The sequence below is a fragment of the Paenibacillus sp. HGF5 genome (assembly GCF_000204455.1).
Taxonomy (GTDB): domain Bacteria; phylum Bacillota; class Bacilli; order Paenibacillales; family Paenibacillaceae; genus Paenibacillus_AQ; species Paenibacillus_AQ lautus_A.
Genome location: NZ_AEXS01000160.1, coordinates 1 through 26,483, shown reverse-complemented (window position 1 = coordinate 26,483; position 26,483 = coordinate 1). Strand labels below are relative to the sequence as shown.

General features: G+C 51.3%; 22 protein-coding genes. 15 read left to right on the top strand and 7 right to left on the bottom strand.

Going from position 1 to position 26,483, the window contains the following annotated elements; all coding sequences use genetic code 11:
* Nucleotides 1-2: 2 nt before the first annotated feature.
* The gene (locus HMPREF9412_RS26355) at nt 3-1,238 is read left to right on the top strand and encodes an MFS transporter (RefSeq protein WP_009594924.1); all 1,236 of its coding nucleotides are present in this window, start codon (nt 3-5) and stop codon (nt 1,236-1,238) included.
* 99 nt (nt 1,239-1,337) lie between these two features.
* Here HMPREF9412_RS26355 and HMPREF9412_RS26350 read toward each other — a convergent pair whose 3' ends face one another.
* The gene (locus tag HMPREF9412_RS26350; RefSeq protein WP_009594941.1) at nt 1,338-1,946 is read right to left on the bottom strand and encodes a superoxide dismutase; all 609 of its coding nucleotides are present in this window, start codon (nt 1,944-1,946) and stop codon (nt 1,338-1,340) included.
* Between the two features lie 320 nt (nt 1,947-2,266).
* On the opposite strand from HMPREF9412_RS26350, the gene HMPREF9412_RS26345 reads away from it, so the two are divergent.
* From HMPREF9412_RS26345 to folE, 9 genes are all read left to right on the top strand, one after another.
* The gene (locus HMPREF9412_RS26345) at nt 2,267-4,834 is read left to right on the top strand and encodes a hypothetical protein (RefSeq protein WP_009594937.1); all 2,568 of its coding nucleotides are present in this window, start codon (nt 2,267-2,269) and stop codon (nt 4,832-4,834) included.
* A gap of 27 nt (nt 4,835-4,861) precedes the next feature.
* A complete protein-coding gene (locus tag HMPREF9412_RS26340; RefSeq protein WP_009594875.1) occupies nt 4,862-5,629 on the top strand; it encodes an ABC transporter ATP-binding protein in 768 nt (255 codons plus the stop codon).
* A 50-nt stretch (nt 5,630-5,679) separates the two neighbouring features.
* Nucleotides 5,680-6,975: an ABC transporter permease gene (locus HMPREF9412_RS26335; RefSeq protein ID WP_009594873.1), complete on the top strand. Its 1,296-nt coding sequence runs from the start codon at nt 5,680-5,682 to the stop codon at nt 6,973-6,975.
* A gap of 33 nt (nt 6,976-7,008) precedes the next feature.
* Nucleotides 7,009-8,097 carry an efflux RND transporter periplasmic adaptor subunit gene (locus tag HMPREF9412_RS26330; protein ID WP_009594868.1) on the top strand — a complete coding sequence of 363 codons (1,089 nt, stop codon included), beginning with the start codon at nt 7,009-7,011 and terminating at the stop codon, nt 8,095-8,097.
* Between the two features lie 446 nt (nt 8,098-8,543).
* On the top strand, nt 8,544-8,966 hold the full coding sequence (locus HMPREF9412_RS26325; protein ID WP_012819018.1) for a GNAT family N-acetyltransferase: 423 nt from the start codon (nt 8,544-8,546) through the stop codon (nt 8,964-8,966).
* A gap of 206 nt (nt 8,967-9,172) precedes the next feature.
* Nucleotides 9,173-9,775 (top strand): signal peptidase I, encoded by a 603-nt coding sequence (gene lepB, locus HMPREF9412_RS26315; RefSeq protein WP_009594926.1) that lies wholly within the window; start codon nt 9,173-9,175, stop codon nt 9,773-9,775.
* Between the two features lie 41 nt (nt 9,776-9,816).
* Nucleotides 9,817-11,661, top strand: coding sequence for a tRNA epoxyqueuosine(34) reductase QueG (queG, locus tag HMPREF9412_RS26310; RefSeq protein WP_009594918.1), 1,845 nt, complete (start codon nt 9,817-9,819; stop codon nt 11,659-11,661).
* Between the two features lie 138 nt (nt 11,662-11,799).
* Nucleotides 11,800-12,036 carry a YneF family protein gene (locus HMPREF9412_RS26305; protein ID WP_009594912.1) on the top strand — a complete coding sequence of 79 codons (237 nt, stop codon included), beginning with the start codon at nt 11,800-11,802 and terminating at the stop codon, nt 12,034-12,036.
* A gap of 124 nt (nt 12,037-12,160) precedes the next feature.
* Nucleotides 12,161-12,754 carry a GTP cyclohydrolase I FolE gene (folE, locus tag HMPREF9412_RS26300; protein ID WP_009594904.1) on the top strand — a complete coding sequence of 198 codons (594 nt, stop codon included), beginning with the start codon at nt 12,161-12,163 and terminating at the stop codon, nt 12,752-12,754.
* A gap of 97 nt (nt 12,755-12,851) precedes the next feature.
* On the opposite strand, the gene HMPREF9412_RS26295 is transcribed toward folE, so the two are convergent.
* Nucleotides 12,852-13,754 (bottom strand): AraC family transcriptional regulator, encoded by a 903-nt coding sequence (locus HMPREF9412_RS26295; protein WP_009594908.1) that lies wholly within the window; start codon nt 13,752-13,754, stop codon nt 12,852-12,854.
* Between the two features lie 247 nt (nt 13,755-14,001).
* Between HMPREF9412_RS26295 and HMPREF9412_RS26290 the strand changes: the two genes are divergently transcribed.
* The 5 genes from HMPREF9412_RS26290 (at nt 14,002) to HMPREF9412_RS26270 (ending at nt 21,540) form a co-directional block, all read left to right on the top strand.
* Entirely contained in the window at nt 14,002-15,264 is a 1,263-nt protein-coding gene (locus HMPREF9412_RS26290) for an ABC transporter substrate-binding protein (protein ID WP_009594913.1), read from the top strand.
* 98 nt (nt 15,265-15,362) lie between these two features.
* Nucleotides 15,363-16,211, top strand: a complete 849-nt coding sequence (locus HMPREF9412_RS26285; RefSeq protein WP_009594893.1) for a carbohydrate ABC transporter permease — start codon at nt 15,363-15,365, stop codon at nt 16,209-16,211.
* A gap of 7 nt (nt 16,212-16,218) precedes the next feature.
* Nucleotides 16,219-17,106 carry a carbohydrate ABC transporter permease gene (locus tag HMPREF9412_RS26280; RefSeq protein WP_254664117.1) on the top strand — a complete coding sequence of 296 codons (888 nt, stop codon included), beginning with the start codon at nt 16,219-16,221 and terminating at the stop codon, nt 17,104-17,106.
* 7 nt (nt 17,107-17,113) lie between these two features.
* Nucleotides 17,114-18,733 (top strand): DUF4127 family protein, encoded by a 1,620-nt coding sequence (locus HMPREF9412_RS26275; RefSeq protein ID WP_009594903.1) that lies wholly within the window; start codon nt 17,114-17,116, stop codon nt 18,731-18,733.
* A gap of 194 nt (nt 18,734-18,927) precedes the next feature.
* Nucleotides 18,928-21,540, top strand: coding sequence for a glycoside hydrolase family 10 protein (locus HMPREF9412_RS26270; RefSeq protein ID WP_050802861.1), 2,613 nt, complete (start codon nt 18,928-18,930; stop codon nt 21,538-21,540).
* Between the two features lie 159 nt (nt 21,541-21,699).
* On the opposite strand, the gene HMPREF9412_RS26265 is transcribed toward HMPREF9412_RS26270, so the two are convergent.
* From HMPREF9412_RS26265 to HMPREF9412_RS26245, 5 genes are all read right to left on the bottom strand, one after another.
* Nucleotides 21,700-21,972 carry a hypothetical protein gene (locus HMPREF9412_RS26265; RefSeq protein WP_009594866.1) on the bottom strand — a complete coding sequence of 91 codons (273 nt, stop codon included), beginning with the start codon at nt 21,970-21,972 and terminating at the stop codon, nt 21,700-21,702.
* 32 nt (nt 21,973-22,004) lie between these two features.
* A complete protein-coding gene (locus HMPREF9412_RS26260) occupies nt 22,005-23,285 on the bottom strand; it encodes a lipase family protein (protein WP_009594895.1) in 1,281 nt (426 codons plus the stop codon).
* A gap of 71 nt (nt 23,286-23,356) precedes the next feature.
* Complete coding sequence (locus HMPREF9412_RS26255; RefSeq protein WP_009594886.1) at nt 23,357-23,641, bottom strand: hypothetical protein; 285 nt, start codon at nt 23,639-23,641, stop codon at nt 23,357-23,359.
* Between the two features lie 424 nt (nt 23,642-24,065).
* Complete coding sequence (locus HMPREF9412_RS26250; RefSeq protein ID WP_009594876.1) at nt 24,066-25,244, bottom strand: Fe-Mn family superoxide dismutase; 1,179 nt, start codon at nt 25,242-25,244, stop codon at nt 24,066-24,068.
* A gap of 163 nt (nt 25,245-25,407) precedes the next feature.
* Entirely contained in the window at nt 25,408-26,400 is a 993-nt protein-coding gene (locus tag HMPREF9412_RS26245) for an alpha/beta fold hydrolase (protein ID WP_009594930.1), read from the bottom strand.
* Nucleotides 26,401-26,483: the final 83 nt, after the last annotated feature.

Genomic DNA, 26,483 nt, shown 5'->3' with positions numbered 1-26,483 from the left:
CTTTGCATAGTTGGAAGAATGCGTTGTTGTACATTTTTGGCATCGGGATCTCCAATCTCGGGAACTGGATCTATCTGGTTGCCATCAATTTGCTCGTGCTCCACATGACGGGGTCTCCCGCGGCAGTGGCCGGATTGTTCATCATCCGGCCGCTCGCTACCCTGTTGACCAACTCCTGGGCGGGCAGCATCATCGACAGGGCGAACAAGCGCAGGCTGATGATCATCACCGATGTGATCCGGGGGGCTTTGATCGCCCTGATTCCCTTCATGTCCTCGGTGTGGGGCATCTATGGCATCATGTTTCTGATTAACGTGGCGGGCTCTTTCTTCGGGCCTACGTCCATGACGTACGTAACGAAGCTGATTCCGGCTGAGGAACGAAAGCGGTTCAACGCATGGTCCAGCTTTACGACTTCCGGCGCGGTGCTGCTTGGACCCGCCATATCCGGCCTATTGATCGCTTACACGGATATTCGGGTCAGCATCGTCATCAATGCGGTATCCTTCCTGATCTGTGCGCTTGTCATCTACTTCCTTCCCGATGTGGATGGAGAGGAGGCGGCAGGCAGCAAGCGGGAGGCCATGACGATGAGGATGCTGCTGCGGGACTGGGCCGCGGTGATCGATTTCGGAAAGGCCGCGAAGTATTTTATGCTCGTATACGTGCTGTTTCAATCCGCCACGCTGCTCGGTTTTGCGCTCGATTCCCAGGAGGCCACGTTCATTAAGCAGGTGCTGCTCCTCGGCGACGAGGATTACGGATTGCTGGTCAGCGTTGCGGGAGCAGGGTATCTGGCAGGCTCGATGGCTGCGTCTTTATCCGTTAAAAGGCTGTCGCTGCGTATGTTTATCGGCGCAGGGATGCTCCTGTCGAGCATCGGCTATATGATCTTCTATGCCGCATCGGGTCTCATGACGGCCGTAATCGGTTTTATCGTGTTTGGTTTCTTCTCTTCGTATGCCAACGCGGGCTATACCACCTTTTTTCAAAACCAGGTACCCGTTGACCTCATGGGACGCTTTACGAGCGTGACCCGACTGCTGGAAGGGATGCTGCAGATTCTCTTCACGCTCCTGCTCGGTTTTGCCGCCGATGCCTCGTCGCTGCAGGCCGTATGCCTGATCGGGGCAGGCGCAGCGGTACTGTCCTCGGTCATGCTGCTGGCGGTCATCTACTCGCCGTCTAAAGCGCGCTACTATGAATCCGGCCCTGCGGCAGCGGCAAACGATGCTTAGGGGAATTATGAATATGAAAAGGCTGCTTTCGCGATAGACAGGGTCTACGGCGGAAAGCAGCCTTTTTTGTGATATGAGATCGGTTGTAGTCAGGCGATATTACTTCGCGTTGTCGTAACGCTTGCCGACTTCTTCCCAGTTGACTACATTCCAGAATGCGGAGATGTAGTCCGGGCGTTTGTTTTGATATTTCAGGTAGTAAGCATGCTCCCAAACGTCCAGGCCGAGGAGAGGAGTTTGACCTTCCATGATCGGGCTGTCTTGGTTAGGAGTGCTGGTTACTGCCAGTTTGCCGTCTTTAACAACGAGCCAAGCCCAGCCGCTGCCGAAACGAGTTGTAGCCGCTTTGGCGAAATCTTCCTTGAATTTATCGAAGCCGCCGAGCTCGCTGTTGATGGCATCAGCCAAAGCACCGGTTGGTTGTCCGCCGCCGTTTGGTCCGATTACTTCCCAGAACAGGGAGTGGTTAGCATGGCCGCCGCCGTTGTTGCGAACCGCTGTGCGGATGCTTTCCGGTACGGCATCAAGGTTGCCGATCAGATCCTCAAGGGATTTGCCTTGAAGCTCAGGAGCGTTCTCAAGAGCAGCGTTCAGGTTGGTTACGTAGGTATTATGGTGGCGATCATGGTGGATCTCCATCGTTTGTGCGTCGATGTGAGGCTCGAGCGCGTCGTTTGCGTAAGGAAGTGCTGGTAATTGAAATGCCATAGTAAAAACCTCCTGTAAATTTAGTTTTTGGTTATGATGAAAGGCCTTCCTTCATCAGGAAGTCTTTATCATCCCGGAGCAATGGAATATGTAATCCGGCTACACTACATATATTAAACCGTTTTGGGTGATTAAATCAACTTTTATGTTTGAAAAGTCCGCGAGAGCCGATTTAAGGGCTAAAGAATGTTGTTTCGCCGCAATGGAAAATGATGAAAAACTTTCCTGGGAAAGTTGTCGTTATATATATAGCCTTGAAGAAATCTGTACTTATAGATGGAGCATGAAAGGGATAGATCGAGGTAGAAAGGAGTCGTAACATGAATAGTACAAAGTTCAGAGTGACGGCCATTTTGATGGCTGCGATTCTGGCTGCGGCACCGCAAGTGGAAGCTGCTGCATCTAAGACGGAGACATCGCAGATCGCGAAGTCGGCCGCGCAAAAAAATGCAAATTTGGCCTGGAGCGTGAAGCTGGGCAGCAACGTCACGGCGAAGCTCGACCATGCCGACGTATGGCAGCAAAACGGGTCGCATGCGGCGGTATTTACCCTGACTTATAAAAATGGGGGCAAGAGCGCAGCGCGCCTGGTATCTTATTTTCCCAAGGTGGTCCTTCCCGGCGGTTCCGTGAGCGCGGCCAATCCCATTTCCAAGGACCTGGCCAAGAAGAAGGTAGAGCCCGGGCAAAGCGTGAGCGTCACCTACTATGCAAAGACCGACAGCAGCTCTTTGGCCGGCATGAAGCTGGTCATGGACGTATGGAATCCGCAGGTCAAAGGCTACCTGCAGCGCGTCGGAACGTACAGAATGCCCGCCAATTATTCCGCTGCCGTCCCAACGGGCTCAAGCACCAAGCTGAAGCTGGGCGGAACGCCGGTTACCGTACAGGCGGAATCGCTGGAGATCATCAAGTACGACGGCAAAGTCATCGCCAAAGTCGGGATGTATATGACCAATCATGGCGGCAAGGTATGGAACGATCGGGGATTCGAGCCGCATTTGGTAACGGCAAGCGGCAACTCGTTCCCTCTGCGTCATGAGGCGGGGGCGGAGGGGGTGCCAGTCCAGCCGAAAGAAAAGAAACTGGTTTACTACATAACGGAAGTTCCCTCTTACCTGAAGACGGCCGGCCTGCGTTTCTTATGGACCGAAAACGATGACACGCTGAAGCTGTCACTGCCTGTCGCCTCATTCAAGCTGCCGGCTGCAACTGCTCCGAAGTGGGACGTCAAGGCGGGCGAAGCCAAGAAGTTGACCATCCGGGGGATTCCGGTCGATGTCAGAATCCGCCAGTCTTCGCTGCGTGCCTCCGGCGGACAGGGCATATGGACCATCGAGATGGCCTTCAAGAACAAAGGAAAAAAATCGGTGGAGGTTCCGGCCTACGAGTTCGCGATTAAAGCGTCCGAAGGCTCCTTCCATCCTTATACGCCGGACGGCAAAACGGGCTTGACGCTCCGCCCCGGGGAAGAGAAAACGATGGTGATGGAAATCACGCTTCCGCTTGATCTCAAGCAGGACCGGCTGAAGCTGCAAATGATCGGGGCATCAGGCACGGCCGGCGCATCCAAACCGCCCGCGAATCCGGGTGAGTCGGGCAGCGAGCCGACCTCCGAGGTTCAGGAGCCGTTGACCCTGCCGATTGCATACTTTGCCATCCCGTACCAAACGGAACGCAAGTCATCCATCGGCGTGGAATACGGCGCGCAGTCGGCCAAAGGCTTTGCGTACACGCTGGAATCCATCCAGCGCCTGCCGTGGCAGGACCAGGACCTGATCGTGGCGAAGCTGCGGCTGCGGAATACCCAGGAATCCAAATCGCTGCCGCTGCCTGATCTTAAAGCGAACGTCACGGCGGATGAAAAAACAGGCTTGGCCGGCCCGGAGGTCATCGCCGAGGAGCAGGGCTCCCTGATAGCGCCGGGGGCATCAACCGAGGTGTACGTCATGGCGCGAATCCCGTATACGAAGGATATCCGTTCGCTCCGTTTCGAGCTGTTTACGCAACAGGAGGCGGCCAAAACGTCGTTCCTGACCATGACCACGTCCGGGATGATGCAGTCGATCGGCGTTCTGGAGAAAGGGAAGCCCTATACGGTCACGGCTGCGGGTAAACGTGCGGAGGCACAAGAACGGCGGACGGTCATCTATGAAGGAGCAGACTCCGATATCGTCTATTCGGAGTTCGTGCTGACCAGCAATGAACAGCGCCGCGTTCAAGCCGCAGTGCTGAAGGGGTACTTCCAAAGCACGGACGGCAGGATTTATGAAGCGGAGACCATTCAGCCGGAAGCGGCCCTTCAGCCGGGATCCAGGCAGTCGATCGTCTTTTGGGCCCGAGTGCCGAAAGGGGCTGCCAGCGAATTGGGCCTGGCTCTCGGCACGGCGATGTCCGGAGGCAAGCTTGCGGAAACGGGCAAGGACGCTACGGGTGTGCTGGGCGTGAAAAAATTAATGCTGAATCCGGCCAGACCTGCGGCAAGCTCCGGCCTGACGCAGCTCGATTGGTATCCTTACAGCGTTTCGGTCACGAAAGCGGCTGGACATTTACAGGAGGGCAGTTCCACCATATCGCTTAATGCCACGTTGGATGTGAAACGCAGCGAGAGCATTGCGGCCGCGGATTCCGGCCGCAAGCTGATACTAATCATCAAGGACAGCCTCGGACAAACACAGGAGCGGACGCTTACGCCAGGCACCGATATCCAAGTGCCGGGCACCCGGTCGATATCGATGGAGCTGACGGACGAGCAGTACAAAAAGCTCCGCGGCGGCTGGTTTAACTTGACCCTTGTGGACGAATTCCAGAACGAGCGGATCACGCTGGGCAGCCAAAGCTACAACCTGACGTTCCAGCCCCTTCTGGACCCGAACGAGGAGAGATAGACTAAGAACCGGAAAGGAATAGCGAACATGCTGCGTTTGGAAAATGTATCGCACAGCTTTAAGAACGGCAACGAAGTGTTAAAGGTGCTTCATAACATCCAGTTCGAAGTCCAGAAGGGCGAGATGATTGCGCTGCTCGGCAGCTCCGGATCGGGCAAGTCCACGCTGCTCAACCTGATGGCCGGGCTGATGAAACCGACCGAAGGCCATATTTATATTGCGGATCAGGATATAGTCAAATACGGGGAAAACAAGCTTGCCGTTTTTCGGCGCAAGCATATCGGATTTATTTTTCAGGCTTACGAATTGATTCCGACACTCACGGTTCGGGAGAACGTGGAGCTTCCGCTTGTTTTTCAATCCGTCTCTCCGTCCAAGCGCCGCAAGAAAGCGATGGAGCTTCTGGAGATGACGGGGATCGGCGATAAGGCTTCGCTGTACCCGTCCCAGCTGTCCGGCGGACAGCAGCAGCGCGTCAGTATTGCCCGCTCGTTGATTACCGAGCCTTCCGTCATTTTTGCGGACGAGCCGACGGGCAACCTGGACACCAAAACGGAAGAGGAAATTATCCGAATCATGATGTCGCTGAACGAGTCCATGAAAACGACGTTTGTCATCGTTACCCATGAGATGGAAGTCGCCGCCCAAATGAAAAAAACGATTATGCTCCGCGACGGTTATTTGGTTCAGCCGGAGAACTACGCGACTTCCACGGGAGGGCAGCGGGGGCCGAGCGCCCCTTCGCCCCTGTCCGGGGTTCTGGTTCATTCGGAGGAGGCAGGTGAGGTCAGCTGAGATTTTTAGACAGCATACGGCTGGCATGGGGACAGATCAAACGCCGTAAAGTGGTAACGGCCCTGTGCATGACCGGCATCTCGATCGGATGTGCGGCTATTATCGTAGCGATCAGCATCGGCAACGGAGCCCAGAGTTATTTGGAGACGGAAATCATAGGCGGCATGAAACTTGACGAGATTACGGTGACTCCCCAGAGCACAGGCGGGCCAGGGGAAGGCGGCGGCCAATCGGCGGGAGGAGAACGGGGATTGCTTACGGATGATAAGGTTCAGGTCATTCAGGGCTTCAATCACGTCAAATCCGTTGTAGCCACCAAGCAGCTCGGTTATTTCCGGACCATTTCGTCCGACAACCTGATCCATGAAGGCATCAACATCGTGGCCGTGGACCTGTCCAAGCTTCAAGAGCAGGGGAACCGGTTCAAGGAAGGCGGCCCGCTGGAGCAGATCGGTGCCGTGGTGCTGAATTACGGAGCGACAACCGGATGGAAGGACGCGGAGACGAGCGAAAGATTGAACAATATGATGAATTCCGATCCCAACAATCCGCAGCTATGGGAAGAGTTCCAGAAGTATGAGAGCACCGTTTCGGAAATGATCGGAAAGAACGTACAGCTGGAGCAGATGGACAACGACAAGAAATTGCTCAGCCCGCAGCTCTACGTCGGGGGCGTGCTGGATGTGCCCAAGGGGCGGGATGCCCAGTTTGCATTCTATGACCGTCAGGCCTACATATCCTTTGACACGGCAGATTGGCTGACGGACAGCTTAAATCTGCAAAAAGGGCCAACTTCGAAACAGCGGGTTTACGATAATCTAACGGTCAAAGTGGAGGATCTGCAATATATTAAACCGCTCGAGGACCTGATCTCCAAGCTTGCGCTGAATGCGAGCGACAATCTGGCCATGCGGGATCAGGTTGCATCCCAATTGGACACCTTCAAGGCGATCGCTCTCGGCATTGGCGTATTTATCCTGTTGCTGGCCTCGATTTCGATCATCGTCGCCATGACGATGTCGACGCATCAGCGCCGCCGGCAAATCGGCATCATGAAGGTTCTGGGAGCGAATATGCCGCAAATCCGGAACATGTTCATCGTAGAGGCCAGCCTGCTCGGTTTGCTTGGCGGGTTGCTTGGCATCGTATTCGCGTATTTGATCATCAAAGGGCTTAATTCATTCATCATGGCTTCGGCAGGCATGTCGGGACTGCAGATCGCCGTTACACCGGAGACGCTGCCGATCGGCATTGCTTTCGCCGTCATGACGGGCATATTCTCGGGGATTTACCCGGCGATCAGCGCAGCAAGAACGAATGCGCTGCTGGCCATCAAGCGGGATTAGGATCATGAGTTTCGGAAAGGAAGCTAAATCGGTATGATAAAAAAAATCATAAAATGGACGGTTATCGCTGCTGTGCTGGGTCTGGTGGGATATTGGGGATATGGGCAGGTGAAACCCAAGGAGCCTGAGATTCCCATGATGGAAGAGCCGCAGGTCATCTCATTCCCCGTAACAGAGGAAACGATTCTATCGACCGTGCAGGTCAAGGGAACGTCCGAATACGGAAAGGAAACGAACGTATACGCCCCTTTTGAAGCGAAGGTGGAGTCCTGGAACGTCGAGAACGGCCAGCAGATCAAAAAAGGCGACGCCCTTTTCAAATTGGAGCAAAAGGCGATTCGCCAGCAGCTCCAGCAGAAGGAGGCGGAGCTGCAGAAGCGGAAGCTGGAGCAGGAGCTGAAGGAGTTTACGCTGAATCAGGATCTCGACAACGCGCCTGTAGGCGCAACGGAGGCGGAGCGCCTGAAAATGCTGGCAGACCAGGAAAATGCGCGGCTGAGCAGTCAGCTGGACGAGGTGAACAACGATATCGAACGCCAAACGCTTGCCGATTTGAATGACAGGCTGAGGCAATCGACATACGTATCTCCGGCAGCAGGCCTGTTCCTGTTCGACCCGACCCAGCAGCGGCCGCAATCGGTGACGGCTAACCAGTATATCGGCAAAATCGTCGACCTGGATTCCCTGCGGTTAGTGGCATACGTCGGGGAAAACGACATCTTCAGCATTCAGCCGGACATGGCGGTAGAGGTCAAGCTGCCGTCCATCAAGGATTTGAAGCTAAAGGGCAAGGTGCTGGAAGTGGCCAAATTCGCCGAGGCGACGGCTCAGGAGAAGCAGACGTCCCAGACGCCGCAGTTCAAGGTCATCATCTCGCTGCCGAAGAACGATCGCTTGATCGGCGGATTGACGCTGAACGGAGAGATCGTGACCAAACGGAAGAACAAGGCGGTTGTCGTTCCCAAGCTGGCCGTCATGACGGAGGGAGATAGCTCTTATGTCATGGTGGACAAGGGAGGCGGCCAGATCGAGCGGCAGGATATTGAGACGGGGATGCAGACGCTTGATAAAATCGAGGTTTTGTCAGGGCTGAAAGCGGGAGATACCGTCGTTCTTCAGTAAACATGGATGTACGAAAGCAGCGTTCCTCCAAAGGCACATGGCCGGGGGAGCGCTGTTTTTTTTCATCAAGCTCCCTCATTACAGCATGTATCGCCACAGGAAAGGTAGCCCGGTGATTTCAAAAATAAATAGAGACAATGATGTAAACTCATTGGTAATTAATGGGGCGATTTTTACCGTGAGCTAATGGTTTAACGGCAGGAAACGAATCGATCATTCAACAAAAATATGGAATTTTATCCATCAAAAATAATGAAAACGCTTCATATAAAGCGCTTTCAGAAGAAAACTCGTGAATTTACGAGAAAGATGTGGTTTAATGGACAAGGAAACAGGATTTTCGGGTTTTTTGTAGTAAACTTAAATGTCAGGTTTGCGTTAACGGAATACTAGATCTTTGTAAACCGGGTAAACCGCATCATGCTAACGAAAAGGGAGATTTTGAAATGCATGTTCGTTCCTTTCAGTTGAGTGACTGTAACCCCGTAACCGAGCTATTACAGATTGCTTTATCGGAAGAATGCTACGAAAACACGATGGAGCCTTTCTCCAGGCAGCTCGCTTGGGACTCCGATCTGATTATGGTGGCAGAAGAAAACGGTGAAATCGTTGGTGCCTTAATCGGTACGATCGAGCGCAATCATGGCTGTTATTACCGCATCGCCATTCATCCCGACTATCGCAGGAAAGGGATTGGCAAAGCCTTGATATCAGCGATGGAACAGCGTTTTCAATCACGGAAAGTCAGTCGGATCATGGTAGCCGGAGATGAGCACAACGCCGCAGCCATGCCATTTTATGAAGCCATGGGATACGGTGCCAGCCAAATCCTGCGGTCGTTCCAGAAGCTCAGTATCCTTGGTCAATAGCTGCAGCGACTACAGCGGTACATACGAGCAGCGCAAAACGGCGGCCTTAAGCTTCGACAGAGATAAGAAACGACATTTTTTCGATATGAAGCATATCTTTCAGCCGTTGCAAATGGGTGGGAGATATGCTTTTCTATTAATGTACCTGTTTTTGAAGGTGCCACCCTCGATGCTCGAAGGTGAAATCGAAGTAAAGTAGGTGTAGCATGGGACAAGTGATTCCTCCGGATTCGACTGAGCATGGCGAGAACAACGGGCCTCAGAATCAACCGGCCAAGAAGAACGGCTGGGCCGCCGAGCTGTGGGATTGGGTAAAGACGATTGCGATTGCATTTGTTATTATGGTGCTTCTAAATATGTTTGTGTTTAACCTGTCTATGGTTAAGGGCGAATCCATGCAGCCGACGCTGGTGGCATCGGAGCGGCTCTTTATTAATAAAGTGGTCTATCGCTTTTCGGAACCGAGCCACGGCGACGTCATTGTGCTTAAGGATCCGAGCGACGGCCCGGACAAGAAGGAGTTTCTTGTTAAGCGTGTCGTCGGCGTACCCGGGGATACCATTGAGGTAAAGGATCAGAAGCTCTACGTGAATGGCGTGGCCCAAGAGGAAGGGTATACCGATGTCCCGATCGAGGATCCTGGCTTTGAGCCCGTTACCCTGGAAGCGGGAAGGTATTTTGTTATGGGGGATAACCGCCACCTCGGAAAGAGCAAGGACAGCCGCATGTTCGGCAGCGTGAAGGAAAGCGACATCGTGGGCAGGGCCGAATTTATTTTCTGGCCGTTGTCCGAGATCAAAAAGCTGTAGCTTAAGACAGAACATCATCCCAGAAAAGGAGGCGCTGGAGAATGACCTACACACTCGGCTCGTACGCTCCTCCGCCTTCGGTATGGGAGGAGCTCAAGCAGGAGCTAAAAGCCGTTGCACCTGAGCTCGGCATTGATGATATCGGCTTCGCCTCGGCGGAGCCGTTCCAATCCCTGAAGGGGATTTTGCAATCCCATCGGGATAAGGGATATGAGTCCGGGTTCGAGGAGCCGGACCTGGATAAGCGGGTGACTCCCGCACTCCCCGGCACCGAGCCGAAGTCCCTGATCGCCATCGCGATAACGTACCACTCCAAGATGGAGAACCCGCCGAAATCGGAGCCTGGCAAGTACAGGGGCATCATGGCGCGATCCGCTTGGGGAAGGGATTATCACCATGTGCTCCGGGAGGCGATGAGCCGCCTGGAGGCGTACATCAAGGAACGCGTGCCGGATGCAAAGCTTGAAAGCATGGTGGACACCGGCGCGCTTGTCGACCGGGCCGTCTCGCAGCGGGCCGGCATCGGTTTCAGTGCCAAGAACTGCTCCATCATTTCTCCGAAGTTCGGTTCCTGGATATTCCTTGGCGAAATGGTAACCAATATCCCGTTTCCGCCGGATTCGCCGGTAACCGAGGATTGCGGAGAGTGCACCAAATGCATCGATGCATGCCCAACCGGCGCCCTTGTCGGTCCCGGGCAGCTGAATGCCCAGCGCTGCGTTTCTTTTCTGACCCAGACCAAAGGATTTCTGGACGAAGAAGCCATGCGCAAGATCGGCAACCGGCTGTATGGATGCGATACCTGTCAAATTGTTTGTCCGAAGAACCGGGGCAAGAGCTGGACTCATCAAGAGGACTTCAAGCCCGATCCTGAAAAAGCCAAGCCGCTGCTCCTGCCCATTCTGGATATGAGCAACCGGGAATTCAAGGAGACCTTCGGAGATACGTCCGCCGCTTGGCGCGGCCGTAAGCCGATTCAGCGCAATGCCGTCATCGCGCTCGGCAATTTTAAAGATATTTCAGCCGTACCGAAGCTGAGCGAAGTACTGCTGAAGGACCCGCGCCCGGAGCTGCGGGGAACCGCTGCATGGGCTCTGGGCCGTATTGGAGGCGAAGAAGCGTTGAACAACTTAGAGAAAAGCATGAAATCAGAAGGGGATTCCCGAGTACGAGATATGCTGCAGCAAGCCTTGAATAAACTAAAGCCTGAACCGGCTGGAAATGAAGCAACTGCCGAAGCGCAAGCCGCGGCCGAAGTTTCATCCGCCGGGGTTCCGGGTTCCTCGAATGGGGGCAATCCGGAGCAGGAGGGTTCTGTCATTCAGGGGGTCGAGCCGATGGCCATCCCTGAAGGAGGACCGGAAATGCTGTATTATGATGAAGTTCAATCTCCCATCGGACCGCTGACGGTCTGCGCCACGGAGAAGGGGCTTTGTCTCATTGAATTCGGCAGCTTCTATGTGAAGGAAGCGGTCATCCAGCAGTGGTCGCGGACTTGGGCCGGCAACGGCGGCTACCAACGGGACGAGGCTAGACTAGCCCCCGTGATCACGCAGTTGAAGCAGTACTTTGCCGGGGAACTGAAGGCTTTCGACGTACAGCTGGACATGCGCGGAACCTCATTCCAACTGCAGGTATGGGAAGCGCTGAAATCCATTCCCTATGGAACGGTTTGCTCCTATAAGGATGTAGCCGAATCCATCGGACGTCCGAAAGCGGTTCGAGCCGTAGGCGGAGCGAACAATAAGAACCCCGTTCCGATCATCGTGCCGTGCCACCGGGTGGTAGGAGCCGACGGAGCGTTGATCGGCTATGCCGGCGGCCCGGAAATCAAACGCACCTTGTTGACGATCGAAGGAGCCATGCCGGACCGCAAAGGATCGTAGTTGACCAAGGCGTAATCATCGATAGCTGCCTGCTGCCAAGCATCCGTTATTTTCATTTGCTGTGACGAAAAGGACATGCTATGATAGGTTCGTGTATGCGCCATGAAATGGCAGATATTAGTAGAAGGTGGTCAAGTGATGGATATTGTCATTCCGATTATTACATTGATCGTGGGTCTGGTCGGCGGATTCTTCATCGGCGTATTCTATCTGCGCAAGCAATTGGAGAAGATGCAGAACGATCCGCAAATGCTGCAGAAGATGGCAAAACAAATGGGGTATAACATGAACAGCAAGCAGATGCAGCGTGCACAGCAAATGATGAAAAATCAGCCTATGCCGGGTAAAGGGCAAGGCCGCAAACGCAAATCATAATGCAAGAAAGCCCACTCCCGTCTAAATGGAACGACGGAGGGGCATTTCTATTTAAAAAGACCGCTAACAGCGGCTATAAGTTAACCGTTTGCTTTTTCTTTGGAACGGAAAGGGGGATTGTACTGTGGCGGGCGTAAAGGACTATGTGAACCATAAAGTAGGCCAAAACCGGGAGCAGATCGAGTACCATGTTGAGCAAATATTGAAGCTGATCGGTGAAGATCCCAAGCGTGAGGGTCTGCTTGAGACACCGGCCCGCGTGACGCGGATGTACGAAGAGATCTTTGCGGGATATGAAGTCGATCCCAAGGAGGTTCTCGGGGTTACCTTCGACGAGAATCACGAGGAACTGGTCATCGTGAAGGATATCGTGTACTACAGCCAGTGTGAGCACCATATGGCGCCGTTCTTCGGCAAAGTCCATATCGGATATGTCCCGAGCGGCAAAATCGCCGGCTTGAGCAAGCTGGCACGCTTGGTAGAGGCGGTAACTCGCCGTCTTCAGGTGCAGGAGCGCATCACTTCGCAAATCGCCGATATCATGGTGGAGGCGCTGCAGCCAAACGGCGTTATGGTCGTTGTGGAAGGCGAGCATCTGTGCATGTGCGCACGCGGCGTGAAGAAGCCGGGCAGCAAGACGGTAACGTCGGCTGTACGCGGTACGTTCCAGAGCGATTCTGCGCAGCGCTCGGAGTTTCTGTCCTTGATTAAAGACTAAAGCAGGATCCTATAATATAAGCCAAAAGCCTCGCCCATTCAGGGCGAGGCTTTTTTCTGAATTTCCTGCATTTTGACCTCAAGGCCGGTTTTTTGGTTTACTCTTGGGCCTTAACCAACGGGATGTACGGGTCTGGGCGCAGCTTGGCGGTATACTCCTTAGGTTTGCAGCCGGTATATCTTTTGAATAGTTCGTAAAAATGCGCCATATTTTCGATTCCGACTGCCTCAGCAATTTCTGTCACCTTCATGTTTTGAGTAAGCAGGAGGCGCTCCGCCTTCTGGATCTTTCTGCGATTTACGTAATCGGTAAAGGAAATTCCCAACATTTTTTTAAAATACTTAGAGAAGTAGGAGTAACTCATGTTCGCCAGCTTGCACACCTGCTTCAGCTCGATTTTCTCCCCAATATGAGCGTTGATATAAGAAATGACCTCTTTCAGCAGTGGGATATCCCTGGAACCTTCTTGATTCAGTGTTCCACGGTCATCATTTCGAAACAGTGTCAGCAGAAGTTTGATGACCAGCATGCTGGTCGCAATCTCAAAGCCGCTCCTCTTCTCCTGCATCTCATCGTGCATTTCTCCCATAATGCCTGCGATTTCCCTTTTGGCATCTGTATTCTCTTCGAGGATATAGTTTAGTCGGTCCAACGGCTGGTCAATCTCCGTAAATTGACGGTAATACATTTGAATGGCCGGATTGAAATAGGCGTGCAAATCGATATGAAGCACCATGTATACCAATCTTTCGGTGCCGATCTTGCGTCCAAAATGAAGCTGGGATGAGCCGATTACACAGCTGTCTCCCGCTTTCAGCCTGTAAACTTTATCCGGTGTATGTACATCGAGTATTCCTTGCTCAACCGTAAGAAATTCAACCTCCTTGTGATAATGCCATATCCACTCGATGGGATACTCCAGGCCATCGTTGACTAATTTCCATATTTTGATACATAGGAGAGGGTCCTGGTATTCAATCGGTTCTTGGATAATTTGCATGCAGCCAAAACCTCCTACAAAATCATCATGTCTAAATTGGATACAAACAGGGTAAATGCCGTCATATACACTTCATATGAAAATCAGTAATGTTGTATTTGTACCAATTATACAACAAGGAAGAAAATAAGGGGTTATGCGAGTTTTGTGCTTTGCCTCAATTGATTCGATTCCCCGCCTTTTTATGAAAGGGTTTTCAGTTGTATGGTTTTTAGACTAAATAGAACTTAAAAGGGAGGCGTTTGGTTTGAAAAGATCTAAAAGAATGGTCGCTTTACTGCTTACATGCATGATGTTTATGGTGGCAGCCTGCTCCAGTGGAGGGAGCGATACCGCTGGTAAGTCCGAAGGTTCTTCAGAAATCAAGTTTTGGACAATCTCGCTGAGCCCGACTTTCGATGATTACATCAATGGCATGATTGATACGTTTGAACAAGCCAATCCAGGGGTGACCGTGAAGTGGGAAGATATCCCGATCGACGCGGTTGAGCAGAAGACGTTGACAGGCAGCGCTTCAGGCAATATGGCGGATGTCGTTAACCTGAACACCGAATTCTTGAAGAAGCTTGCTGCACTCGGGGCACTGGCTAATATGGACGAGCTTGCCGCAGATGTCAAAGATGACTTCTACGAAGGTGTATGGAGAGCGGGCGAATATAAAGGATCAACCTATGCGCTTCCTTGGTACTTGGCAAACGATATTGTGCTCTACAACAAGGAATTGCTGAAAGAAGCAGGTTATGATGCCCCTCCAACAACGGTGGATGAAGCCTGGGAGATGACAAAAGCCATTAAGGAAAAGACAGGCGCTTATGGGCATTCCCTGACATCGATCCGAGACGAGCTGCTGTACAGCGGAATCCCAATTCTGAATGAAGATTATACAAAGGCTGCATTTAATGTACCACAAACAGTTGAAATTTTCGCTAAGTATAAGCAGCGTAACCAAGAAGGGCTGATTCCGGAAGAAATTTTGCTGGAAATGGCAAAGCCGCAAGAATGGTATGCACAGGAAAAGCTTGCTTGGTGGCAAACAGGGCCGAACCTGTTCCGTCAAGTCAACGATTTGTCCCCGGCGGTTTACGAAAAATCGGATGCAGCCAGTGCATTTGCTTTCAGCAGCGGTAATATTCCGGTTAATACAATGAACATCGCTGTATCGGAGAAGAGTAAGAACAAAGACGCAGCGGTTAAATTTGCGAAGTTTGTGACGAATGCAGAGAACCAGCTTGAGTTGAGCAAGTTATCCTCCGTGCTGCCTTCCGTGAAGAAAGCTGCAGAGGATGAATTCTTCGCAGCAGGCAAGGACGCAACGGATCCTGTAGATAAAGGCCGTTACCTGGCTGTACAACAGCTTGAGAAATCACTGGATTTACTGCCTCCGGTTGAGAATCTGGCGGATATCAACAGAGCCCTTAACGAAGAATTCAGACGTATGCTGGCAGATGATTTAGAGCCTGCGGATGCCGTAGCAGCTGCGGAAGCTGCCGTTAATGAATTGCTTCAATAAAGAGTTAGGCGTGGAACCATCTTCTTCAGCCCCGCGCTCGTGCGGCTGAAGAAGATTTATTGGCATCGATGGTGCTGTAACGAAGGAGGCTCGCATCTATGTATAAAAAGTCACATGCCTGGCTGTTTCTCGCCCCGGCTGGTTTGCTGCTGCTGGTTTTTAGCGTAATCCCTGCCTTTGCTGCCTTGTTCCTGAGTTTTACGAAATATGATGTGATCAACCCCGCCGAATGGGTCGGTCTGGCTAATTACAAGGATCTAATGGGTAATAACCTATTCTGGAAAGCAATGCGCAACACGGCTTATTACTGGATTTTAGTTACACCTGCTTTGGTGGTTCTGCCGGTGTTTTTGGCTGTGCTTGTGAATCGGGGATTAGCTGGGGTTAAGGCATTCCGGCTTATTTATTATTTTCCGACACTTGTGTCCGTTGTTGTTACAGCCTTTTTGTGGAGTTGGATGTTCCAGAGCGATGGGGTGCTTAACTACATCTTGAGTCTGTTCGGAGCAGAGCCGTTAAAGTGGCTCACAAGTAAACATATGGTTCTTCCGAGTCTTGCGCTTGTAACCGTATGGCAGGGCCTTGGTTATTACATGCTGTTCTATTTATCAGGACTTCAATCCGTGCCGGAGGATTTGTATGAAGCAGCTGATTTGGACGGTGCCGGATTCTGGCGCAAGCAGATGGTCATCACATTCCCGATGCTGCGTCCGGTTATATTCTTTGTGGCCGTTGTATCCACAATGGGGGCGTTTAAAGAGTTTACCCTCATGATGACCATGACCCAGGGCGGGCCGCTGAAATCATCCACGACGGTCGTATATTTGGTCTTCGACGAGGCGTTCACCAAGCTGCACATGGGTGGTGCAAGCGCAATGTCCTTTGTGCTGTTCCTGGCGATCTTGCTGCTGACGGTCATTAATAAACGATACTTGGACAGAGAGTGAGGGATGAATGATGGCAGATCAAGCTACAGGCGCTCAAGTAAAACATTCGTCCGGAATGAAACGGTGGAACAAACGGAAAGTCATCAACAATACGCTCTCCTACGTATTGATGATACTCATCGCTTTTGCCATGATTATGCCTTTTCTGTGGACGCTTTCAACGTCACTTAAGGGACAGAACGAGGCCATTTACACCATGCCTCCGAGCTTTATTCCGGAGCAGTGGACGCTTGAAAATTATGTAACCGTATGGAATTCGCTTCCGATACCGGTTTACTTCTGGAACAGCATTATTTTATCTTTCTTTGGCGTGGCACTGCCATTGATATTCGCGTCCTTGGCTGCATTTCCCCTAGCAAGAATGCAGTTCAAAGGAAGACAGGCCATTTTTCTCTTGATTATGGCTACGATGATGATCCCGGCAGAAGTGACGATGATTCCGATTTATTTGATTCTAAACGAAATGAATCTTCTGGGCACCTTGACGGGGGTTATTGTACCCGGCGCCGTTTCCGCGTATGGCATTTTTCTGATGCGGCAAGGGATGATTTCCGTTCCGAAGGAGATTGAAGAGTCGGCAGTCATTGATGGTGCGGGCGTATGGCGCATATGGCAGAACATTATGATGCCGATGGTGAAGCCTACACTGGCCACACTCGGAATTTTGAGCTTTATCGGAGCATGGAACAACTTTTTGTGGCCATTCCTCGTACTTGATGACAGCTCAAAATACCCGTTAACTGTGGGTCTTTACAAGCTGAAAGGAACCTTTGTATCCAACACACGCCTGGTTGCAGCCGGATCCATGATTTCGCTCATTCCGATTGCGATTGTATTCATTTCATTTCAGAAATACTTCATCAAGGGTGTAAACGCTGGCGCTGTGAAAGGATAATTACTTCATGAACGGAACATTTTCTAACGAGAAAATTATATACCTGCCGCTCGACGAGCGGCCTTGCAACTATCATTACCCTGTGCAGCTTGCTTCCATGACTGACCTGGTGCTTATTGTGCCGCCACTGTCCCTGCTGGGGATGAAGAAGCAGCCAGCTCAGTACGAGTCGCTGAGGCAGTGGCTGGAGAAGGAAGTCGTAGATGCGACGAGGTTGATTGTTTCGCTCGATTTGCTTTTGTACGGGGGAATCGTCCCTTCCAGACTTCATCATCTAACGAATAAGGAATGTGAGGACCGACTAGAATTGCTGAAGCATCTCAAGGCCATCAATCCATCCCTGAAAATTTACGCCAATAACCTGATTTTGCGGGTTCCGTTTGATGACAATGATGATGAAGAACCGTCTTATTGTGCCCAGCATGGCAGAAAGCTATATGAATATAAACGGATGCTGGATAAGGGCGAGCGGGAGAATCTTTCTGAATTCGAAATGAATTCGCTTACGAAGCTGACGATGAAAATTCCTTCTAACGTGTTGACTGACTTCACAGACCGTAGGGCTACCAATGCTTACGTCAACCGGATGGCTATACGTTATGCGGACGAGGGAATCATCGATAAATTGGTCATTCCACTGGATGGCAATGGGAGGGATGGATACTCGGCTAAAGAGCATCATGAGCTGTTGTTTATGGTGGACAAAAGCAATCTGGTAGATCGCGTGATGCTCTATCCGGGGGCAGACGAGATAGGCTGTACGCTTTTGGCCGGCGTATTTTGTGAGATTAAAAATTACTTTCCTGAAGCCTATGTCCGTTATTCGTCAACACAAGGTCCGTTTATGATTCCGAGGTATGAGGATCGGAGCTTGAATGAAAGCATTAAATCGCACATGACGGCTGCAGGTGTATTCATGGCTGATTCCTCTACGGAATCGGATTTTGTGCTCATGGTAAATGCTCCGCCGTTAAGTCAATCAGAGACGAATGAATCCTACCAAAACTCCCAGAAGTGTAGCTGCTCTTATCATTCCGAGATTCATTTGAATGAGTTCAGACAGGCACTTCGGGCATATTCCAAAAAAGGATTGTTTATCGCTCTTGCTGACGTGGCGGTCTGTAGTGGCGCAGACCATAAACTGATGAAGCTGCTCAGCAAAGGCAATGAACTGAATTTGCTGGGTGCTTATGCCGCATGGAATACTTCTGGCAATACGCTGGGGACCGTTATCGCTCATGCCGTGATCGCTTCTTATTACAGTAAGGAGACCCCGCAGGAAACCATTGCAGTCTGGAGGGAGAGAAGCAAGTCCTTCATGCTGCGCAGGCTGATTGAGGATTGGGGCTATCAAACAGTTGTCCGCAGTGAAGTCATAGCGGAGGTTCTGCCGGAGTTAGACGTGACGCCTATGGATCTCGGATCAAGGGGAGACGAGCTTCGTGGGGTGATCAAGGAAGGGCTGAATGAGTTTTGCAGCACCTATTTAATGGGGATGACCGGTGGGAAGCCGCAGGTTGCGGATGTTAAACTCCCTTGGCATCGGATGTTTGAGGTGGACTTTACACTGGTTGGCGATGAATCAGTACAAGCAGGAACAAATGATCTTGATGGCGCCCTAGCATAGGGTGCCTTTAAGGAGGTGATAACAGAGCGTTTACCAATGCCATTGTATATCCATTTTGCTGGTACAGAATTAGTATATAACCCGGAGGTGTAATGATGAACTTTAGAAAATGGTTTTCAGTGCTTATGTGTTGTGCCCTCATTTTTTCGCTCATGTCGATCTCTCCTGAGAAAGCCAGGGCCCAGGAAGGGGGAATGGGAGCAAGCCCATCCATTACGCTGCCTGACGGCACCAAACTTGTGGTTGACGCGGTGAATGCCGAACGCAGCGAAAACGGGATTACCGTGTATACCAGAGATTATAGCGCTCCATTTACAGTACCGTTTGAGAACGATGCCGTCGTTGAATATATTGTTTCAGGAGGAATCGTACTTGAGAAAAATACGAACGGTTCCAAAGGGACCTATATCCCCCTGCACAATGTGGTGATATCGGCTTCCGGCACAGCCAAGGAAGAAATGAAAGCGATTGCCATCGGAGATGCGCTGATACTGAATGGGGTTGCGGTTCCGGAACAGATGAACCGTTTTGCCGTCGTGAAGGGTGCCGAAATAGCGATTAACAAAATAAATGCATATCGCGACGAGAATGATGTCGTGCTGTATGATGCCGGTTATGGAGCAACGACCAATACGAATCAATGGGGACTTGAGCTTATCATTGAGAATGGCATCATTACGGGCATGGCTAAGCCGGATGGCAAAACGTATAACAATTCCCGTATTCCAAGCCAAGGCCATGTATTATCTGTACAAGCCGGGTCTTCTTATTACAATGATCTGAATGCAAAGATAGCGAGCGGCGAAATCAAAACGGGTAACCCTGTGGAGATCATCGTACATGAAGAGACGCATCTAGCGAGTCGGATTGCTTATGATGCTGTGGATCCGAAGTCGAAGGAAGATAATCCGGGAGGCTGGGATTCAGCTAACGACAAGCCTTTCGACGGATTCCGCGGGGGTGACCAGCTCATTGTGTACACCAGTGATTATGGAAAAGAAACAACAGGCACCAATGCCTGGGGTTATGAGGTCATCGTTGATGAGAATCATAGAGTCATATCCGTTGGTGGCAATAACTCTCCGATTCCGGACAAAGGCTATGTCCTGTCTGGCCACGGTGTGAAGGCGGATTGGCTCAAGAACTACGCTAAGCTAAGCGCGACCGTAAATATGAATCGCACCGCTAAAGAGATGGTTGTTATGCTGACGCCGCAATCCTCCCTGGATCGAGCCGATTACCGTATCGGGACTTCGACAGCGCTGCTGCAGAAGTCGAAGGATATGTACATGGATGTTCCTTATTCAAAGATCGAGCAGAAAATGGCGGAGGCCAAAGCCATCCGCGGAGAGATCGTCAAGCTGATTGAGCAGCAGGCATACGACGAGATGACTTTGAAATCAGCAGCGCTCGACAGCCTGATGGATGAGGTCATTAACTTGAACATGGAATCCCGCAAGGTCGACCATCGTGCGATCTGGATGCGTCCATTAGAGACGAATATGGATGAAGTGCGCCAGCATCTGAAGCTCATTGCGGATGCAAATTTGAATCAGGTGTATGTGGAAACTTGGTGGGATGGCTACACGATTTACCCTTCGGACAATCCGCTTGCGCCTCACAATCCGATGTACAAAGGGTTTGACGTCCTTCAGGCGTATATGGATGTGGGCGATGAACTCGGTCTCGAGATCCATGCATGGGTGGAAAACGCATTTCTTGAGGGAAACAAGATGGAGCAAAAACCGGAATGGTCGATGATCCGGCGGGATGGAGCCGACTATTGGGAAGTAGACGGCCATACTTTTTACTGGCTGAATCCTGCACTGCCGGAAGTCCGGAATTTCATTACCGACCTCTATGTCGACCTGGTGACCAGATACCCGGTTGCCGGACTGCATCTGGATTACATCCGTTACCCCGATAACTACGGGACGGAAATCGATTATGGTTATGACGCTTATACCCGTGAGCAGTTTATGAAGACATTTAAAACAGACGTAGATCCGGTGAATTTGTATCCGGGCGATAAGCTGTGGCCGGAATGGCAGCAGTTCCGCATGGATATCATTACGGGATTTGTTAAAGAGCTTGTACCGGCATTAAAAAAGATTTCACCGAAACTTTCGATCAGTGCAGCGGTTTATTCCGATTTCTACACCAATCCGTATTACAAGCTGCAGGAGGCAGGGCTGTGGTTGCAAAATGGTTATCTGGACAACGTATTCCCAATGTCCTATAAGTTGGATGCCCAAGCGGTTGTGCATGATGCGGAAGAGACATTAAAGCTTGCCGGTGACCTCTCTTACGTGACGATGGGGCTCGGGCCACAGGCCAAAGTATCTCGGCCGGTGCTCGTCGAGCAGGCCTATGAGACGCAGAAAAAAGGAACATCAGGCAGCGCGTACTTCGAATTCCTGTCTTACTTCGGCGATCAATATAACGTGCCGCTTAAGCAGGGGATGTACCGGAATAAGGCCATCGTTCCATTCAGTAACCCAGGGTTGTCCGTGAAGACCATCTTGATGGAAATGGACCGGAAGATCGATGAGATTTATGTACCGAATGAAGGAATGGCTGATGCGAAGAGTTATAAAAAGGACTTGAAGGTGCTTGTCAACCAATTGAACGAAAATAAAACAATCGACAAGAGAGCAGCCAAGCTCGGTAGAGATTTGGGGCAGCTTATGAACAAACTGAGCAAGGATTCCTCCGTACATGCTCAGGTGAAGGAGCGAATGATATTCGATTTGAAGTATGCGGATCATATCATTAAAATCTACAACAACAAAAACTACAACGATTAACGATAAAACAAGACCGTCCACATCCTTAATTGGTCAAGAGCCCATTATAGACACTGAAAAATAACGCTAGGTATAAGCTGCTTCCGGTATTCAACCGGAGCAGCTTATTTATCCTTGTTGCGGCCGATGCTTATGGTACACTCGATTCTTCGTGGATCATCAAGATGCGCCATCGACTTGTTTCATATATTGCACATACTGGACGAGGGCGCTCTTTTGCTCCTCGATCTCCCGGATTCGACGAGACATCTCCATGAAAAAGACTTCGATCTGGTCTCTCAGCACATTGGCCGATTGTCCCTTCCAATCCTGAAGGCGGGCATACATGCCCCGCGCCTCTTGTTCGTCGGCCCGAAGGGCTGCAAGCAGCCCCGTCAGCTCGCGTTCGGCTTGAAGCAAATCATCAAGCTCCAGCAGAATCTCTCGACTCATCCCCATTCCTCCCGGTGGTTGCTAATAGATGTTTACCCGCTGTTATCTGTACGTTCAAACAGATCCGCCTTAAATTTAATGTACTGCACGATGTCGGTGGTATGCTGCAGATGCCACTGACTCATCGACATGATGGATGTATCCAGCTGCTGGACGATCGGCTGCAGACGCCGGCTGTGGCTGGAGAACATGTATTTGGAGAGACGCTGCCGGATTCCCTGCATTTCGGCATCGCTCTGATGGGCGTGAGCTCGCCATTTCTCAGCTACGCTTCGCAGCTCGGCTGGGGTGACCTGGATGGTGCCGGAGGAGCCTCCTGCGGAGCCGGCCAGGGCTCCCATTGAGCCGCCCAAACCTAGACCTAAGCCCAAGTTGCTCAACGGCCCGCCAAGACCAAACAAGAGACCGCTATGGGAAGGAATTCTGGGCGAATCCACGGATTTACCGGTAGCACCGTCATACAGACGGTTCGAAATGTAACCATTCTCGAATTGATAGCGGTCCAGCTGGTGATAGTTGGGGCCTCCCAGCGTATTATCGATTTTTTCTTTGATGCTGAGCCCGTCATTGGCATCCTTGTAACTGGAGTCTATGTAATAGGTAGAGCCGACGTGACCGTCGTAACCTCCGAGCGCGCCGCTGGCAATAATGTCGCCGGGATGGGCGAAATTAATGATCTGGGAGTCGAATTCCCCATTCTCGGCTTTTCTTCTGGCTTCAGGGGAGAGGCTCCCGATGACGGACGGGGCGCTGAAGGTGACTGCCGACATGCCCGTATAAGCTGCAGCATATTGCGCGTTGGCTCCGCCCAGCGAATGACCGGTAAGGGAAAAATCAACGCCCTTGTACTTCTCCTTCATTTCCAGCGCGTAATCCTCGGCTTGATACAACTGATTGGTGCCCAAGATATCCGTTTTCTTATCGATTTTCCTCGATTGTTCGCCGAACCAATCCGTGACATCGTTAATGCCCGTCACTTCTTTGACCTTGTCTACATGGTCGGCCCAAGGAGCCCGAAACTCCGGGATTTTTCGTTTGATCTCTTCAATGCCAATATCCGCGTCGGCCAGATAATCGGGGAGAGCATGGGATAAATCTCTGCCTGCTTCGGTGCCGCGGTATGCGATAACGGCCTGGTTCGTTTCCTTGTTGTAGAAAGTTACCGCGTCAAAACCGGATATGCTGTTGCTCTTATAGTCCTCAAGCACCTCCCATCCCGGCAGGTCCTCAACGGTATCTTCTTTTTTCAGATCGAGGTAAGCCGCTTCCGACATGAGTCGGTATGTCTCGTCATCCACTTGCGGTGAACTCAAATATATTCCCTCCTTAACGTGATCTATCAGGTTCAGAGCCTATGGTTATTGCAAAGAGAAACATAGGCCCGTCACTCGCCCTTAATAGCTTTTCTAAGCTCCGGGTTCATCACGAAATTGGACGTTTCGCCTGTGTTGAAATCTACGGATATCTTAAAGGTTTGTTCAGGATGATCCACGACAAACCCTTCGAGGTTGACCTTGTCCGCTACGATCGAAGGCATCATCTCTTCTTTGGTAATCTCCACATCCAAATTGTATTTTTCCTTAAAATGCTGAACGGCCGTGGTTTTCGCCTTTGTTATAACCTCGTCCGAGCTGCCGTTTGCAGTGGCTTCGTTTTGATTATGGTTCACGGGCTGGCATCCTCCAACAATTAGAATAATGAATACAAAAGCAAAAATGAAAATACGCGATTTGAACCTACTGTTCACACTGACCCATCCCTTCAGTCGTGATGTCCTGCTCCCACAGGCACGCCGGATCTTTCGGTTGTTGCCTTAGACCAATGCTGAGGCTGCGTACCAAGCTTACTGTCATATCATAATCCAGCATATGGTAGCGTTCAACCGAATAAATAACCAGATATGTGGTAAAAAAGACCTAACAATAAGGTTGGGTTACTCCTTAACTTGAATAATCCTGCTCGAATCCGGGCTCATGACCAAGTACCCCCCTGAACAGGGAAGCCCTCCCTAAACTCCATAAAGGAAGTAAGGAGGGCTATAGACTTCATACCCAATATTAACCAATCCGAAGCAGCTAATGCCGGAGTGCGAGTTAAAACGGTTTCCATTTCAGCTTGCTGGCATGCTTGAAACGCTCTGCGACTTCCGGCCAGTAGACCACGTTCCACCAATCGTTGATGTAATCCTTGCGTTTATTTTGATGTTTAAGGTAATATGCATGCTCCCATACATCCAGGGCGAGGAGAGGGACGACGTCCCACTGAGAGAGATTTTGATGTTTCTCGGCCTGCAAAATCTCAAGCCGATGGCTGCGCGGACTCCAGACGAGGATCGCCCAGCCGCCGCCTTCCACTTTGTCTGCTGCTTCGGTAAAATGCTTCTTGAATCGATCGAAGCTTCCAAAATCCTTCTTGATCTGCTGTGCAAGCTCTCCGCCCGGTTCGCCGCCGCCCCGCGGGTTCATGATGTTCCAGAAGATCGTATGCAGATAGTGCCCGGCACCGTGGAACGCAAGCTCGCGTTCCCAATGCTTCACGAGCTCGAAATCGCCGCTTTTTCGGGCCTCCTCCAATTTCTTCTCCGCCTTGTTCAAGCCGTCGACATAGCTTTGGTGATGGATGTCGTGGTGAATCCGCATGGTTTTCTCGTCGATATAAGGCTCGAGCGCATTATAAGCGTAAGGCAGTGGGGGGAGGCGGTGCCCGCCAATCGGCACAGCCTTGCCGCCGTTGTCTCCCATGCCTTGAATGGACAGCTCGGCTTCGGGAGTAGACGGCGGAGGAGACGTGGCCTCGTGCAGCGTCATCGACTGCAGCGGCATATCCACATCCATGAATCTCTCCAGCGCTCCGGCGGCGTTCAGTGTTTCGAGTGCATTCAGGAAATATTCGGACTCCCGAATCACATGGTGCAGGACCGTACCGGCAAGCGGTACTTTCTGAACGGCCTCACTGTTCTCTTTTAAGCTGTGCAGCTGGCGAATGAACTCCCTGGACTGCTCGCAGGAAGCGCGCAAGAGCTGCTCGACCTGGGCCAGCATTTGAGGCGTGGGAGAAGCATTATAACTTAGAATATGGCGCAGAAGTTCGTCTGCCGCCTTCTCCGTGTCGGAGAACACGATGGCCCATTGATCCAGCATCTTCACGTAGACCGGCTCCAGATCGGGCACCACGGCTTTGATCAGCGCGAGGTGTTTTCTTTCCTGATGCTTCCAAAAGCGAATTTCCTCCAGTAATCGTACCGGGAGCTTCGCTCCATAATGAAATAACATGTCCGTTCCCTCCAGTATCAGGTTCACTAAACACACTATATTCATTTGGCGGCCTGTATTATGAAGGAAAAATAAAAACCCCCCGCTGCATCAGGCAGCAGGGGAGCAGAATCGTATCATGAAAAGCACGGCCTCTTCGCTATATAAACAACTGATGAAAACCTCAGGATTCGTCCGGCGTTTCGAGTTTGCCGAGGAAGGTCGACACTTTGCGCAGATATTCCTTAGGGTGCTCGCGGAAGATAAGCTCATGATGGGCATCCTCTACAATCCAGGAATCGGAATCCGCATGCGTCTGGTTGGAAGCGATTTTCTCGGCGATCGGGTAAGGAGCCTTATCGTCTTTCGTTCCGTGGATAAACAAGGTCGGGAACGGGTAATCGTGCTTCTTCACTTCATTGTACGGGATCTGGTCCAGACTTGTGCCGTTAAGCACAGGGAAGAGCAGCTCCAGAATCTCCAGCGATGGATGACGGGGGAGATCAATCTGGTTGTGGATATTGTGGTAAAGCGTGTCCGGCTCCAATAAAAAGGCGCTGTCCAGAATCATGGCATCCACGTCCTTGGTCTCAAGCCCTGCCTGCAGCGCGGTGCCGGCCCCCATGGAGAATCCCCAGACGACAATTTGCTTCGCCCCGCGCTGCTTCACATGCTCAATGGCTCCAAGAAGCTGGCGTTTCTCCTCCTTGCCGCCGGTCGCCACTTCCTTGCTGGTCTGGGAGGCAAAACCGTAATCAAACATGAGCACATTGAAATTCATATTGTGCGCGTAGTGGGCGATATCGTACATCGGTACCCAGGTTTCCTCCCGGTTGGCGCCGTAACCATGGCTGAGCACGATGGTTTTCGAGGAATTCTCGGCCGGGATATACCATCCATTGATATTTCGTTTCCCGTCAATCGAGTGGAACGTGACGTTCTCGTAATTCATATCTTTCGCAAGCTTGGGATTGGAATAGAGCGGAGCCACCGTCGGATTCGACAAAACCCAAGCGATATAGGCATGAAGCGCAATAAAACAGAAAACGAGGAAAAAAACGACAGATAATAGCAGCGCTAATATAATATGCTTTAGACGGACCAAGCCCGTGGACAGCTCGGCCGGCGCGTCATTCAATTGGGAGAGTGGGGCATTACTACCAGTCGTAGTGCTCATAAGTGGCCCCTCCTTACCATATAGTCTGAGTGCGTTTCGTGAACATGAAAAAGTTGAAATTATAATAATCGTATGCCCGGATG

Excerpts from the sequence above, each read along its gene's own strand:
- HMPREF9412_RS26285 (WP_009594893.1), top strand. The coding sequence starts at position 15,363 with ATGTATAAAAAGTCACATGCCTGGCTGTTTCTCGCCCCGGCTGGTTTG.
- HMPREF9412_RS26250 (WP_009594876.1), bottom strand. The coding sequence starts at position 25,244 with ATGTTATTTCATTATGGAGCGAAGCTCCCGGTACGATTACTGGAGGAA.
- HMPREF9412_RS26305 (WP_009594912.1), top strand. The coding sequence starts at position 11,800 with ATGGATATTGTCATTCCGATTATTACATTGATCGTGGGTCTGGTCGGC.
- HMPREF9412_RS26330 (WP_009594868.1), top strand. The coding sequence starts at position 7,009 with ATGATAAAAAAAATCATAAAATGGACGGTTATCGCTGCTGTGCTGGGT.
- HMPREF9412_RS26350 (WP_009594941.1), bottom strand. The coding sequence starts at position 1,946 with ATGGCATTTCAATTACCAGCACTTCCTTACGCAAACGACGCGCTCGAG.
- HMPREF9412_RS26325 (WP_012819018.1), top strand. The coding sequence starts at position 8,544 with ATGCATGTTCGTTCCTTTCAGTTGAGTGACTGTAACCCCGTAACCGAG.
- HMPREF9412_RS26270 (WP_050802861.1), top strand. The coding sequence starts at position 18,928 with ATGGGAGCAAGCCCATCCATTACGCTGCCTGACGGCACCAAACTTGTG.
- HMPREF9412_RS26265 (WP_009594866.1), bottom strand. The coding sequence starts at position 21,972 with ATGAGTCGAGAGATTCTGCTGGAGCTTGATGATTTGCTTCAAGCCGAA.
- HMPREF9412_RS26345 (WP_009594937.1), top strand. The coding sequence starts at position 2,267 with ATGAATAGTACAAAGTTCAGAGTGACGGCCATTTTGATGGCTGCGATT.
- lepB (WP_009594926.1), top strand. The coding sequence starts at position 9,173 with ATGGGACAAGTGATTCCTCCGGATTCGACTGAGCATGGCGAGAACAAC.
- HMPREF9412_RS26245 (WP_009594930.1), bottom strand. The coding sequence starts at position 26,400 with ATGAGCACTACGACTGGTAGTAATGCCCCACTCTCCCAATTGAATGAC.
- HMPREF9412_RS26340 (WP_009594875.1), top strand. The coding sequence starts at position 4,862 with ATGCTGCGTTTGGAAAATGTATCGCACAGCTTTAAGAACGGCAACGAA.
- HMPREF9412_RS26295 (WP_009594908.1), bottom strand. The coding sequence starts at position 13,754 with ATGCAAATTATCCAAGAACCGATTGAATACCAGGACCCTCTCCTATGT.
- HMPREF9412_RS26275 (WP_009594903.1), top strand. The coding sequence starts at position 17,114 with ATGAACGGAACATTTTCTAACGAGAAAATTATATACCTGCCGCTCGAC.
- HMPREF9412_RS26280 (WP_254664117.1), top strand. The coding sequence starts at position 16,219 with ATGATGGCAGATCAAGCTACAGGCGCTCAAGTAAAACATTCGTCCGGA.
- queG (WP_009594918.1), top strand. The coding sequence starts at position 9,817 with ATGACCTACACACTCGGCTCGTACGCTCCTCCGCCTTCGGTATGGGAG.